This window comes from Metabacillus niabensis (assembly GCF_020524345.1).
In the GTDB taxonomy this organism is placed as follows: Bacteria; Bacillota; Bacilli; order Bacillales; family Bacillaceae; genus Metabacillus; species Metabacillus niabensis_B.
This window is the reverse complement of the sequence record NZ_JAIVLH010000007.1, coordinates 24,506-38,547: the sequence shown is the minus strand read 5'-3', so window position 1 is coordinate 38,547 and position 14,042 is coordinate 24,506. Positions and strand designations below refer to the sequence as shown.

Here is a 14,042-nt window from a genome sequence, read left to right as displayed (position 1 = left end):
CTACCCTTCCCATCCTATATGAAACGTTAATTCATTTGCTTCAATTAAATAAAGATTTGGCCCAATTGATGTGACCTTGCAATTTTCATAAGAGCTCACAGGACGGTCAGATGCGAAGAAAAAATAAGCTGGTGCCCGGAGCTTATTCACCTGAAAGTTAACCCCCTCTTTTGTCCGTTCTTCATACACAATCATTTCCTCATAATTTTGAACACTGCTCCAAGTATCAGACAATGTTTTCCTTCTTAGCCACGGGGCATCTGCTTTTAATTGCTGCTGATAGGATACCAGATCCTGTAACGCAGTTTCAGCATTCATTTGATGCAGTAACGCCTGTGGTTCTAAAGATTGTGAGATAAATCCAGTTGAAAACAGTCCGTTAAAAGCGATCCATTCCGCATAATCATCCATCGGGAAATCTATGATCTGCTGAGGTAAAACAGCAATCCCTTCCTCATCTATAAAAGGCTGCTCAACCATCGCTAAAACAGCTTGAAGATCAGGGAAAACCTCCTTAACTGTTTTTAAATTGGATAAAGCATTCTCTTGACTCGCAGGAATATAGGATCGTATTTGATAACCAGGCAAAGCCCGTTCCATTAATGAGTAAGTCGATTCAAACATTGACTGTACGTCTGTTTTATTCATCCCGCTTGTCGGTAGCTGGTTATAGCCTCTCAAGCCGAAATCTCCACCCATACGAAGGAGCTCCCGCCCATAAATGACTGCATTTTCCTGTGTTTTAGCAAGATCTAAAGAAGTTGATTGTACACTATCTTCTCCTGAGGTCATGACGAATGAGGTTGTATAATTCAGGTCATATTTCGCCTCAATCCGCTGTAGCTCAGCCCAAATCACATGTCGTAAATAGTTTTCATTCGTCATAGTTGAATCCTTAACCTTCCCCTCTTGAACCGGGGAAGGAAATCCTTCTAACGCTGTTACCTTTGCATTAATTACAGGGAAAATATAAGAGGGCACCGCTAGCTGAATCCCTTTAGTCAAAAGGCCATTTTGCGAAGGATTGGCTAATATCGTTCCGTTAAAAAAGACAAAGCTTCCTTCACCATATGTTGTCTCCCATAACAACGGCGTTCCATCAGTTGATTTTGCATACAAAGATGCTCCCTTTCCAAGTCTGACTGAAAGAGAGGAATTACGAATATCTTCAGATTCGAATATCTTATTGTGGGGAGCCTTTAAAAAGGGTTGTGTCAATTCAATACCACTTGTCTCAATAAATGTGCCAATCTCAACAATCCCCAGCTGCTGATAAATAGAAGATAAACCAACACTCGGTGAAGGTCTTGTCGCAAAAAAAATGCTGCCTCCCGTTTCTACATAAGTCAGCAATGGCTGAATATCTGGGAGATCATCAAGTTGTTCAGTTGTTACTATTACTCCTTCATATTCACTTGTTGATGGAAAGTTTTGATTGATCGACCTCCTGTCAACAACTTTCCCCTGCTGCTTAAACTGACTAGCAACTGTTTCCGCAAGTTCAGGCTGATCCTCTCCTTCAAGAATTAAAAAAGAGGGTTGCATATAGTGTTCATTTATCTTTTCTTTCTCTTGTTTTACTACTGGCACATTCTGAACGTCATTAAAGTTTTGAAAACCCAAAAGAAAGTCAGACCTGATCAGCAGAAAAAACAAACCAATCAAGGAAACCAAACCCATCATGATATAAACACTTTTTTCGATTTTAAAATTATTTTTCATATTCTTCACCTTGTAACCAGAAACGGAGTAGATTTAGCTTATTGGGAGATAGCTTAATATCAGTTGAGCGAAGCTGATCAATCATTCTCTGAAACTCGGTCTTGTTTTTCATCTTATAATGAACATTCATTAACGCAAAATAAGCCTCTTCTTCTCCAGGAAATAAAGTAAGAAATTGTTCAGCGGTCTCTAATGCCAAGTGATATTCAGCAAGATAAAGGGCTGCTTCAATTTTTTCCAAGTAGTTTGCAGCATCGCTTGAAGGTGCATGTTCAAGTAATCGATCAATCGTTTGAATGTATTTATGAGTATATCTTCTACGTGTTCGTTCATCTAAAAACTCAATTTTAGTATAATCCTTAATAAGATCGCGATAGGATTCCAGTAACGCTAAATCATTCTTACTGGCCAGCATTCCCTCTATTCTGCGCATATTTTTCAATAAATCACTTTTCGCCTGCTGTACTGCAGTAGCTGCGTAATGAGATGTTTCAGAATCATCACTTTGAAGGGCAAGTTCAAGAGCATCAACACGCTGTAAAAACTCACCCTTCAGTAAGTCAATCAGCATTTTCCTTTTTGTTTTATTATCATTAAGGATGAGGGCATCATTGAACGGGATAATATTCGTTTCCTCTTCTATATCAGGAGTTTTTAGCACCATATCATCATATTGCTCACGACGAAGCAACCAGTCAGGCAGCTCATCTTTTGAATATACCTTCTTTTGCATAGCATAAATAAGAAAGAGGCCTATAAATGGACATGATAGTAAAATTAATAAACGCAAAACTGTGCCTTTTCTTCTTAGAAAAAGGTGGATGATGACATAGATAGCAGCTACTACATAGTAAGCAATAAACATGCTAACTAACATGGAGAGCTTCCTCCTTCTCATCAAGGGCGACCATTATTCCGTTCTTTTGAAGACGTTCCATTGCAAATTTCGCTTCTTCAATGGTTGCATTTGAGAGAAGTATAAATAATTGACCTTTTTCATCAAATCCTAAGTGGTCGTTTATTCTTAATAAAGAGCCGATGAATTGTAAGTTCTCTATTGAATGATCAAGTGTTAAAACCTCAAGTTTCACTGTTGGAATATTGAGCTCTTGAAAAATCTTATGTTTATTTTCTAAGATCCGCTGGAAATAGTGTGGTCTTAATACATTTGTTCCTTCGATAAATCGCTCCGTATTAATTTCATTTATATATTCATAAGCACGCGCAAGTGAAGTACTGATCAGTCGCGTCACCACATCAACCATATTTTTGTAGGATAAAGTTAATCTGTTAAACGGAACATCGTGACAAAGAATGACCGCTATTGCTTCTTGATGCTGAATAATTGGTGCCGCAAAGATTGGTTCATTTTCTGTAAGGTTCGTATTGTAATAGATTTTTTTATTTGAGATGGCTTTATCGATTATTGTGCCTTGCTCTTGTTTAATCGAGGCAGTCGGCTGGTACAAGCTATCTGATGACTTTACCGCAAGTCTCATATAGCCACTTGAATGAACTAGGTAAATAGCAAAATGACGAGCTTTCAATGTCCGCTCTAGAACATGGATGGCTCCGTTGAGTAATGCTTCCGGCTCCAAATTATCCAGCTCTTTTACAGAGTCATAGATTGTTCCAATTCCATCTTCCATCCGCAAAATTTGTTCCTTCATTTCATCCTTTACTTGTAATGTATCTTCATATATAGAGGTTAAAAACGAATATTTCGACTGTGAAGATGTTAGCTCATCCTTTGTAAATTGAAGCTCAATTCTCCCTCTTTCTACCTTATAACTTACGATTAATCCCACTAACAAGTAGATTGTGAAGGTTGCCAGTAAGGTGTTGTCCACAAATAACGAGGTCCAAATCCGTCCTTGAGATGCCATTAAGTATGCTTGTACACCTATTGCCAGAAAGGCAGAAACAACCACTTGTGTTTTTTCAAATAATATGGCCGCTAGTAAAATATAAATAAGCCATATATCAACTACATCAACTATCGGCGTGAGCAAAAATGACATTCCAAAAAAGATGACAAACAAAGATATATTTTCTAAGAATGAGAGAAACGGTATTCTTTTCGCCTTTTTTTCCTTTTTTGGCTTTACGACCGTTGGTATTGGTCCTTCTTCTTTATCTTTATAATAATCAAAAACTTTCTTCAATCCTTCATCAAGACTGTACTTTGGAACCCAATCAAGGTCTCGTTTGAGTTTGGTATTATCTAAGACCGATCGTTTGATATCCCCCTGTCGGCTATCAACCTGCTTTATATCTGACACTGGATGAATCATACTCATTTCATCGACTAACTGATTAATGGCCACATCGGTTCCGGTTGATAAGTTATATACTCCCGATAGCTGACTAATTACTCCTCGATAAATAGCTTCAGCAACATCCCCTACATAGATAAAATCCCTTGTTTGTTCTCCATCGCCATAAATGGTAACAGGTCTCTTTTCAAGAATTAGATTTGTAAAGGAGGTAATCACACTACTTTCCTCACTAACATGCTGCCGTGGACCATATACATTTGAAAAACGATAAATAAGAGTTGAAATCCTGTACATTTCCTCCCACTTTTGGCAGTAAAGCTCACCGGTCCATTTATTTAGCCCATATGGTGAAATAGGGTTACCTGCTTCTACTTCCGTTAGAGGTAACTGTTGGTTATTTCCGTAAATCGCCGCGGAAGAACAAAAAACAAACTTCTTCACATTGTATTTATGAGAGAGATTCAACATATTGATTAATCCTAAAATATTTGTCGAAGAATCTTCAACTGGATCTATAATCGACCTACTCACATGTGTCTGTGCTGCACAATGAATGACTACATCGATACTGTGCGATTTAAAAAATGCTTCACACTGCGTGTCCTTTATATCAGCAATTAATGCTTTATGCCGAAAGGAAATATGTTCTTTTCTCCCAACCGATAGATTATCAATAATGAAGATGGAGTGATTCTCCTTGTAAAACCTCTCTGCCACAAAGGAACCAATAAATCCATATCCTCCTGTAATTAAAATGTTCATTTATCCTCGCCTCAATTATGTTCTGAAGGTCAACAACATCAATATAGTACTATCTCACTAATATCCCGAAGATATAGCGATCACAATTTACCTGATTTCTGCTTGTAACCGATAAAACATGACTATTTTCCTTTATTTTATCAGGTACTTTCTAATTAATATATGGTAAAATTCGATAGTTTTCGACACAACTGAAAAATTTCTATTTTGTTATAATTTCAAATTTATCCCATAAATATATATTTTTGTTAAAAATACGTTTAAAACAATCATTCCACTCCTTATCATTCTATCTAATTTACTTTTTCAAAATAACGTTATTGCACAAAAAAATACGAGCACTCGAGGCACTCGCTTTCTTATGATGCATATATTTTTCGAGAAATTATTTGTGCGATGTCTGTTTTTGCTTCGACTATATCATAGGCACTTAGGAGAATTTGTAACTACCTGCATTCAGGTTAGTACAAAAATAAATATTACAATATCACATACTATTTTCAACAAAATGGAATACCTTTATGAATGGCACGATGTTGACCTCTTTATTTATAGTAAGCATTCTCTATTTTTTCAGCTGAAGTGAGGAAGTTTGGGTATCATAAGATTGGAGGAAAGCTAATTAGGAGTTTTGATCTTTGTATTGTTGTTTTTCAAGGACAATTTTCCTATCCTGAATAAAGCCGTTCATTAATGTTTCGATTTGTGCCAGTTTCTCAAGTGAGTCTACATCTTGAATGATGTATCTTAATGTCTTTTTCACAGATTTTGGCATATCAGCAAATGGATTAGGATTATTAAAACCTTTCATTTTAAGTCTCCTTTCAGCAGTGTTGTTTGTTCTATTTATTTTATAGGACTTAAAAACGAGCACTCGAGGCGCTCGCTTTTCTTATGATGTCTTATGATGCATATACTTTTTTTATTTGAGAGATTATGTCTTCGATCATTTCATTTGTTGTGATGTCTGTTCTTGCTTCGCCTTTATCATAGGCACTTAGGAGAATTTGTAACAGCTCTTCTTGTTTCAGCTGATTATCTTTCATATTCAAAAAGTTTCCTTTCTTTTTTTTACAATTTCAGACAATATGGGACTATTATACTTGGAAGCTTATATATAGACAAGCTTTTTTTGTGCAGAAAATTGACATTTAAATCCCAATTTATCAGAATTAGTCACATTTTAGTCACAATACATCCTTCGGAACCATCTCCCTTTTTATGTCCCCCGATAGAATCTCGTCCTAAACCTTTTTGTACGATTTGAAATGAGGTATAATAGAAGAATTAGGGTTTATTTCATGATTTGAATTATTCTTACTTTATATATATTTTTGCTTTTCATTGAAAGGAGTCCATTCATTATGCTTGGTCGGGAACTTAGTAAAGAACTTGTACTTGGTGCCGCTGAACAGATTAAACAGTTGCTTTCACATCAGGAAGAAGAGAATCGAAATGTTGTGAAAAAGGGACTCATTTTGTATCGTCAAGGCAGTATTTATAATGTGAGCACAACAAGTCATTCTGTGTCTGCCAAAGTACAGGATGTCACAAGTGTTCAGGTTGAGCTTGATTTAGATGATTTTTCAATGAGTACATGCACTTGTCCTTCAGATTCGATTTGTCGACATCAGCTTGCAACGTTTCTATATGTATATGCAAGTGTTGACCGAGTCGGCACGTTTGTTGACCTATGGAAGGAAGAAAAGCCGATTGACGATGTGTTAAAGCATGTAAAGAAGGCAAGTTCGCTTTTAAAGCCTGAAAAAGATTATGAAGATACTCTTGGCAGCTGGATTGCTTTTTTTGATCGGGAGTTTGAGCGCTGGTATGAGCAGGTTTCTTCTCCTAATCAGCTGTTTCAAAGTCTTTTTCATCATTATTATTCAGCTTTAAAAAAGAAGGCGCCTAAGTCTCCTGAGATGAAGCAATTTTTTATTGTTCAGGCATCTGTTACGGTGTTTTTGAAAATTTTGCAGCTCATTAATGAGACGAAGCCAACCGACTATATGTTACAGCATATTATTTATCCTTATCTTGATCAGCTCATAGATAATGTTGAGGTGGCGATTTCTGAAATGAAGCGCTATGCTCTGCCGTTTGCTCTTGATCCTTATTTAGTTGATAGTGTGGAACGTTTCCGTGAGCTGCTGTTTACGAGTAAGGAGTATCAATATGAGCGGACAAATCTCTACAAGCTATTATGGATTGAGCTGCTTCGACGTGATAAATTCATTTCAATCGAGCGCGAATGGCTGGAGGAGCATCTTGAGGAAGAAAAGAAGCAGGATCCGTCCTTTGCGATTGAGTTCGAAATGGCACTTATGCATATGAACTTCCTTCAATCACGTGATGAGGAAATTTTTGATGTCATGCGCACAAAGCTTACACCATCTGCCCTCCCATATATATTTCCTTGGGTTGAGGATATTTTCAAAAAGAAAAATTGGAAGCGGCTGTCAAATTGGATTTCTTATTTATTGCATGGTACCAACGAATATATTAATAGTCCTTTACCATTTGATGAAAAACGGCAAACGATCCGCTATTTATTGAGATTTATCTCCCAGTACGCACGTGCAACGAATGATGATGTGCTGTATGAGCGCGCATGTAAAATGATGCTGCCGTTAAGCTATGCCGAGTATCACGATTTACTTTTAGATAAAGAGCAGTACAAAACATGGATTGAGCTGCAAACACTGTTAGGGTTTTCGCTCGATGAAATGGATACATATGTCTTAAAGGAAATTGAAAAAAGCGAACCAGGTGTGCTGCTGCCTCTTTATGTTCAGTCTGTTCAACATGAAATTCGGATGAAAACACGGGAGAATTACAAAATGGCTGTGCGCTATTTGAAGAGAATTAAAGCTCAGTACAAGAAGCTGAAGCGTGAAGAAGTTTGGGAAAACTATATTTTACAGCTGGCAGAAGAGCATAAACGATTACGTGCTTTTAAAGAAGAGTTAAAGAAAGGAAAGCTCATTCATGATTAATACCATTGAAATTGTGTTGCATGCAGAGCAAATTGAAAACAATGATTTTTATGTGTATTGCACATCTGCACACGATGAACATCATTTGGAAATAGAAGAATTTGCCCGCTATCTTTTCACCTGGCATGAGTCGTCCTTCTTTGGCACAAAATTAGAAGATATTAGTTATATCGGCATTCCTGCTGTTCAGCTGTCACCTTGGATGATGGTCGAACTCATTGGAAAAGAAACGTATAATTCGCTTGCGAATATTGAGCTTTCAGATGATGTGCAAAGGTTAGCCGATATTGCCCATGACATTTATGAGCTCATTTCAAACGGAGAGTACCTGCCTGATTTTGAAGGGTGGAAAAATGGTGTGCTGAGATTTAAGGATGCCGGGAACGAGCTGGAGGGATTTGCTCTTGAATGGTTTTCTCATGCGATCACGGACATGATTGCACAAGATCGGCTTTTGCATGAGGCTTGGGAGGACATTCTGCATTCATACCCGGTACTCACGACGTTTCAAGGTCATTTTATCGATGAAACGGACTTTCTTGAAAAGATCGGCTGGCATAAAGATGAAACTCCTTTCACTGTTGGACTGCGCCTGAATGAGCCGGAAACTGACACAGACGAGTGGCAAATGGAAATTATGTTACGAAGCAAGGCAAATCTTGATGAACTGGTACACTATCAAGGCAAAAGTGATCTGCCTAAAAAGTGGCATCCACATCTGGATAAGATTGAACGAGAGCAGGAGCGCTTTGCCGAGATTGTGCCATGGTTAAGCTTTGAAACGGGTACAACATATGTAACTGAGGATGAAGCATGGTTGTTTTTAACAGATGCGAGTGAAACATTGATTAATATGGGCGTTGAGATTTTGCTTCCATCATGGTGGCAGGTTGTCAAAGATTCACAGCTTATGTTGAAGGCAAAGGTTTCTTCCACTCCACGTGGTCAGTCATTTGTTGGCATGAATTCATTGATCGATTTCAACTGGCGTTTTGCGACAAACGGAGTGGAAATGAGTGAAGAAGAATTTCTTAAGCTTGTTTCCGAGCAGCGTCGCTTAGTGAATTTTAAAGGACAGTGGATCAAGCTTGATCCTGCTTTTATTAAGCAAGTTCAGGCCATTTTGAAGCAAGCGGATAAAGAAGGCCTGCATTTATCTGATATTCTCCATCAGGAGCTGAATGCTAGGGATCTTGATGAAGATACAGATGAGATTATGGATACGCGTGCGTTTGCGAATATTCAAATCGAGCTGAACCAGCAAATGAAGGGCATGCTTCGTAAGCTTACTGATACAAATGAGCTGCCGACACATGAGGTACCGGCTGATTTTCTCGGCACCCTTCGTCCTTATCAGCAGAACGGTGTTGACTGGTTGTTGTTTTTACGAAGTGTATCGTTCGGCGCCTGCCTGGCCGATGATATGGGGTTAGGAAAAACGATTCAAATGATTGCTTATTTTTCTTATGTAAAAGAAGTAGAAAAGCCTGAGCAGCCTGCACTGATTGTGGCTCCAACATCTGTGCTTGGAAACTGGCAGAAGGAATTTGAGAAGTTCGCACCACATCTGCGTGTGAAGCTTCACTATGGTCCGAATCGACCGAAGGAAGAGAAATTTGCGGCGTCCATTGAGAATTATGATGTTGTCATCACCTCCTACGGCTTGTCACATGCTGACTATGAGGAAATCTCCTCGATTCAGTGGAGCACGATTTGCCTTGATGAGGCGCAAAATATTAAAAACGCCCATACAAAACAATCGAAAGCGATTCGTAAGCTGCGCGGACAACATCATATTGCCTTAACCGGTACACCGATGGAAAACCGCTTAACAGAACTTTGGTCGATTTATGATTTCCTCAACCACGGTTATTTAGGAAGCCTGCATAGCTTTCATAAGCGTTATGTGTTGCCAATTGAAAAGGACCGGAATATGGAGCAAATTGAACAGCTCCAACGTTATATTAAGCCGTTTTTATTAAGAAGAACAAAACGGGATGAACAGGTTGCCTTAAATCTACCTGAAAAGCAGGAGCAGAAAGAGTATATTCCGTTATCTATTGAACAGGCGTCATTATATGAACAACTTGTCAAAGATACGTTTGAACAGGTGAATTCTTTGGCAGGCATGCAGCGTAAGGCATTGATTTTGAAAATGTTAGGAAAACTGAAGCAAATTTGTAATCACCCTGCCCTTTATTTGAAAGAACAGCAACCGAAAGAATTGGTAACTCGTTCACATAAAATAGAAAAATTATTAGAATTAACAACTTCAATTCGTGAGCAGCAGGAAAGTTGTTTGATTTTCACTCAATATATCGGAATGGGTGAAATGATGAAGAAGCTGCTTGAGAAGGAATTCGGTGAAAAGGTACTTTTCTTAAACGGAAGCGTGATGAAAGCAGAGCGTGACCGCATGGTGGAATCCTTTCAGCGCAAGGAGTTTCCGTTCTTGATCTTATCCTTAAAAGCTGGTGGAACCGGATTAAATTTAACAGCAGCAAACCATGTTATCCACTATGACCGCTGGTGGAATCCCGCTGTTGAAAATCAAGCAACAGACAGAGCCTACCGTATCGGCCAGGATCGTTTTGTTCATGTTCATAAACTCATCACAACTGGAACAATTGAAGAAAAAATCGATGATATGCTCGAGAAAAAGCAATCATTAAACGACGAAATCATCCAAAGTGAAAACTGGATCACAGAGCTTTCATCTGATGAGCTTGAAGAGCTCTTTACCTTGTCCATGAGTTAGAAAGGGAGTTTTAGATTGTGGCAACAAAACAAAAGAGTAAGAAAACGGCAGAAAAAAAAGCCCCTCAGTGGGAGAAGTTAGTGAAGTTAATCGAGAAGAAGGTTTCTAAGTAAGAGCGACAGTTTCGGCTGTCGTTTTTTTTCGCTTAAATCTTGAGTCTTTCTTCCATAACCTTGATTCTTGTATCATGGATTCCTATATGTGAGCTCAAATGGTTGACACCTGATTTTAAATCATTGACATTCAATTCGTATACTTTAAAAGCACCACGTTGTTGTTCAAGTTCAGTCTCGATTTTTACAAAGTGACTTCTGAATTCTGTGGTCATGTTGTCTACTTTTGTCTCTAGGTTATCCATTCGTGTTTCTAAATGTTCCATTCTTCCTTCTAAACGAACAACTTTATCCTTTACATCATGAACATCTTTAGATATATGGTCTAATTTTTTTTCGATACTGACCATAAATTGCAAAACTTTTTCCACTTTATTCACCTCCTTTTGCACCTATTATACCACCTCTGTCAGAAAAAATTGGCTGATCACAAATTTCCACTCGTGATCAGCCTTCCAGTTTGGGGACATAAGGGGATACCATTGATTTTCTCTCATGAAGAGAAGTCGGAGACATATTAACTTTCCTGCTCAACTAATTCACGCGGCTTACCGCTCATAAAGCGGACTGAATCTGCCACTACTTCTGTTACATACACACGATTTCGTTCAGCATTTTCATAGCTGCGCGTTTGGATACGGCCTGTCACACCTACGACTGATCCTTTTCGGCAATAATTTGCCGTATTCTCAGCTGTTCGTCGCCAAACCGTGCAATTGACGAAATCTGTTTCAATTTCTCCAGCTGCATTTTTAAAATTTCGGCTTACGGCGAGAGTAATGTTGGCGACCGGGGCACCTTCCGCTGTATACCGAATTTCCGGATCCTTCGTCAGACGACCGACCAGAATGATTTGATTAATCACCTCAAACCTCCTTTCCTTTCATGTACACCCGTATTGTAAACGATGAATCACAATTGGAAAAATGAGTAAAATATTATTTTATTTAACTGATAGCTCATGAAACTCGATTTTCATAGAAGCAAAAATAGCGTTTCCTTTTAAAACTTCAGATGTTTGGACATTTTTTTTAAACAGTTGTAGATACTCATTGCAGGGAATTTTCAAGATATGAGAGTACTCACTTTTCATTTTATTGTAGCTACTTGATCTTTTCATTGAATAAAAGTTTACTCGCAACAAAAAATAACAGTATGTTAATGATCAGGAGGAAAATGATGAGAAATATGATAAAGAAGAAATATCTATTTATTCTTTTAATCATTCTTTTATGTGGAACGATTTTAACACTCCAGGAAAGCAGCACTGATGCATTTACAAATCAAGTTATTCAAAGAGGGTCAACTGGGGATGATGTCATTGAGTTGCAATCTCGTTTAAAGTATATTGGCTTTTACAAAGGGGAAATTGATGGTGCTTTTGGCTGGGGAACATATTGGGCGCTTCGTAATTTTCAATCTGAATTCGGACTCCCTGTCGATGGGCTAGCAGGTTTAAAAACGAGGCAAAAGCTTGTTAGTGTAACAAAATATGAGTACACGAAGGGAGCTGAACCAGCTAAAAAAGCAACAGCTATTAATGTTCCAGCTGGTTTTTCTCAAAATGATATTCAACTCATGGCTAATGCTGTTCATGGAGAAGCACGTGGTGAACCTTATATTGGACAAGTTGCCGTCGCAGCTGTTATTTTAAACCGAGTGGAGAGCCCAACATTTCCTAATACAGTATCAGGTGTTATCTTTGAACCATTGGCTTTTACTGCGGTAGCTGACGGACAAATTTGGCTGACTCCTAATGAAACATCAAAAAAGGCTGTTCTTGATGCTATTAATGGCTGGGATCCTACAGAAAATGCGAATTATTATTTTAATCCTGATACAGCAACAAGTAGCTGGATATGGGGCAGACCACAAATAAAAAAAATTGGGAAACATATTTTTTGTAAATAGAATCCTGGATGAATATCGTTACAGGTTGTCCAGGTGTTTTTCCCCTATTAAGGGTTCACCTCAGATCATATACGTGTTACCAGTTCCATTAGTTTAGGTGTTTGGGGCATATTGTTCTACATTTTTGTCATAGCTGCATTCAAAAAAACGCAATCTTATATAGAATTGCGTTTTTCTTTATTTATTTATTCTTTGCATTCTTTTGACCTTATACTGTTCAAAATCCCACTTAGATAAAAATTCTTTTGTTGAAGTATAGCCTGATTTATAGAGAAAATCGATTTCATCCTCAGTCAGTTCATAATCAGTTGTGTTGATGTCTCTAGTCGGAATTTGAATTGTGCGTTCAAGCGTTTCTTCGTTTAAATGTCGCAAATCATGGGCTTGAAGCATCGTTTTATAAATATTTTTAATAAGGTGGATTGGCGTAGGTATAACTGGATCTATGTTCACTTCATCTTTTACAAAACGGAAGCCGAACGTTGGAAACCGAGGATTTTCAGTATCAAATAACCATATTGGAAAGTTACTTAGTAAACCGCCATCTAAAATGTAGGATTTTTTACGGTCTTTTGTTTTCCATATAACCGGACGGTAGAAAAATGGCAAAGATGCACTCATCATAACCGCAGTTGAAATATTTAAATCAGCAGGAGTCATCCTGTAGCGATTCAAATCATCTGGCAAAATAAGCATTTGCCCATTCGAAATATCAGAAGCAATAATCTTCAACTTCCCATCTGGCAGATCCGCAAATGTCTTAATGCCTTTTTCTAGAAGAAGTGAATCCACCCACGATTCCAAATAATCGTTTTTATAAAGTCCAAGATGAATCATAAATTCTAAAAGAATGCCGAAAACGGGAATTCGATGCAAAGTTGTCTTACCGCGGAGCTTTGAAAAATCGAGTACACTTAGACGATCTCTAATTTCATAGCTTGTGTAACCGCTTGCCAAAAGAGAAGCAATTAATGCTCCCGCTGATGTTCCAGCCAATCGTTCCCATTCTACTTTTTCCTCTTCCATTGCTTGAATCGCTCCAATAAAAGCCATTCCCCTAGCCCCGCCACCTTCAAAAACGGCATCTGCCTTCAAATTGCCACCACCTCACTATAAAAGTTAATCATTAAACTGCCAGGATCGTTCATTGACAATGATTTGGAATAAAGTTAAATATTCAGTCTCCTATTCTACATGCTACAGCATACTTAAAACTTCAAGATACCTAATCTAAATTCCTTCCTTATTTCAATATATAGCCTCATACAAAAAGATGTGCCACTAGATTAACCTGCCTGCTTGTTGAAGTCATCTATTTATCATTAAAATTAAATCACTTCAGTAAGAATTTTATCCCACTCTTAACGGGCAGTAGTGATCCACACTTAAATCCGCTCCAACTTAGTAGCTTTCCTTAGACAATTAACAATTGAAAGGCCTGGGATTAAGTGATTTTTTCAAAGAAAAAAGGAACGGAAATGGTATGAGAATTTCCGCTCCT

At 38.0% G+C, this 14,042-nt stretch carries 11 protein-coding genes; 3 read left to right on the top strand and 8 right to left on the bottom strand.

The features are described 5' to 3' along the window. From LC095_RS09755 to LC095_RS09735, 5 genes are all read right to left on the bottom strand, one after another. Window positions 1-1,722 carry a DUF2194 domain-containing protein gene (locus LC095_RS09755; protein WP_226528011.1) on the bottom strand — a complete coding sequence of 574 codons (1,722 nt, stop codon included), beginning with the start codon at window positions 1,720-1,722 and terminating at the stop codon, window positions 1-3. After that, on the bottom strand, window positions 1,712-2,599 hold the full coding sequence (locus LC095_RS09750; RefSeq protein ID WP_226528010.1) for a tetratricopeptide repeat protein: 888 nt from the start codon (window positions 2,597-2,599) through the stop codon (window positions 1,712-1,714). The genes LC095_RS09755 and LC095_RS09750 overlap by 11 nt, the downstream gene beginning before the upstream one ends. Then, window positions 2,589-4,763, bottom strand: a complete 2,175-nt coding sequence (locus LC095_RS09745; protein ID WP_226528009.1) for an NAD-dependent epimerase/dehydratase family protein — start codon at window positions 4,761-4,763, stop codon at window positions 2,589-2,591. Before LC095_RS09745 ends, LC095_RS09750 begins: the two co-directional genes overlap by 11 nt. A gap of 622 nt (window positions 4,764-5,385) precedes the next feature. After that, window positions 5,386-5,574, bottom strand: coding sequence for a LytR family transcriptional regulator (locus LC095_RS09740; protein ID WP_226528008.1), 189 nt, complete (start codon window positions 5,572-5,574; stop codon window positions 5,386-5,388). Between the two features lie 91 nt (window positions 5,575-5,665). After that, the gene (locus tag LC095_RS09735) at window positions 5,666-5,809 is read right to left on the bottom strand and encodes a hypothetical protein (RefSeq protein ID WP_226528007.1); all 144 of its coding nucleotides are present in this window, start codon (window positions 5,807-5,809) and stop codon (window positions 5,666-5,668) included. Window positions 5,810-6,127: 318 nt separating this feature from the next. On the opposite strand from LC095_RS09735, the gene LC095_RS09730 reads away from it, so the two are divergent. Together LC095_RS09730 and LC095_RS09725 are read left to right on the top strand one after the other, a co-directional pair. Further along, on the top strand, window positions 6,128-7,759 hold the full coding sequence (locus tag LC095_RS09730) for an SWIM zinc finger family protein (RefSeq protein ID WP_226528006.1): 1,632 nt from the start codon (window positions 6,128-6,130) through the stop codon (window positions 7,757-7,759). Beyond that, entirely contained in the window at window positions 7,752-10,517 is a 2,766-nt protein-coding gene (locus LC095_RS09725; RefSeq protein WP_226528005.1) for a DEAD/DEAH box helicase, read from the top strand. The genes LC095_RS09730 and LC095_RS09725 overlap by 8 nt, the downstream gene beginning before the upstream one ends. A gap of 145 nt (window positions 10,518-10,662) precedes the next feature. Here the strand turns inward: LC095_RS09725 and LC095_RS09720 are convergent, their stop codons facing one another. Both LC095_RS09720 and ssb read right to left on the bottom strand, forming a co-directional pair. Next, on the bottom strand, window positions 10,663-11,001 hold the full coding sequence (locus LC095_RS09720) for a hypothetical protein (RefSeq protein WP_226528004.1): 339 nt from the start codon (window positions 10,999-11,001) through the stop codon (window positions 10,663-10,665). Between the two features lie 146 nt (window positions 11,002-11,147). Then, entirely contained in the window at window positions 11,148-11,495 is a 348-nt protein-coding gene (gene ssb, locus LC095_RS09715; protein ID WP_226528003.1) for a single-stranded DNA-binding protein, read from the bottom strand. 314 nt (window positions 11,496-11,809) lie between these two features. Between ssb and sleB the strand changes: the two genes are divergently transcribed. After that, on the top strand, window positions 11,810-12,541 hold the full coding sequence (gene sleB / locus LC095_RS09710) for a spore cortex-lytic enzyme (RefSeq protein WP_413467476.1): 732 nt from the start codon (window positions 11,810-11,812) through the stop codon (window positions 12,539-12,541). A 177-nt stretch (window positions 12,542-12,718) separates the two neighbouring features. Here sleB and LC095_RS09705 read toward each other — a convergent pair whose 3' ends face one another. Continuing rightward, on the bottom strand, window positions 12,719-13,636 hold the full coding sequence (locus LC095_RS09705; protein ID WP_226528002.1) for a patatin-like phospholipase family protein: 918 nt from the start codon (window positions 13,634-13,636) through the stop codon (window positions 12,719-12,721). Window positions 13,637-14,042 lie beyond the last annotated feature (406 nt).

Excerpts from the sequence above, each read along its gene's own strand:
- LC095_RS09755 (WP_226528011.1), bottom strand. The coding sequence starts at position 1,722 with ATGAAAAATAATTTTAAAATCGAAAAAAGTGTTTATATCATGATGGGT.
- LC095_RS09750 (WP_226528010.1), bottom strand. The coding sequence starts at position 2,599 with ATGTTAGTTAGCATGTTTATTGCTTACTATGTAGTAGCTGCTATCTAT.
- LC095_RS09745 (WP_226528009.1), bottom strand. The coding sequence starts at position 4,763 with ATGAACATTTTAATTACAGGAGGATATGGATTTATTGGTTCCTTTGTG.
- LC095_RS09740 (WP_226528008.1), bottom strand. The coding sequence starts at position 5,574 with ATGAAAGGTTTTAATAATCCTAATCCATTTGCTGATATGCCAAAATCT.
- LC095_RS09735 (WP_226528007.1), bottom strand. The coding sequence starts at position 5,809 with ATGAAAGATAATCAGCTGAAACAAGAAGAGCTGTTACAAATTCTCCTA.
- LC095_RS09730 (WP_226528006.1), top strand. The coding sequence starts at position 6,128 with ATGCTTGGTCGGGAACTTAGTAAAGAACTTGTACTTGGTGCCGCTGAA.
- LC095_RS09725 (WP_226528005.1), top strand. The coding sequence starts at position 7,752 with ATGATTAATACCATTGAAATTGTGTTGCATGCAGAGCAAATTGAAAAC.
- sleB (WP_413467476.1), top strand. The coding sequence starts at position 11,810 with ATGAGAAATATGATAAAGAAGAAATATCTATTTATTCTTTTAATCATT.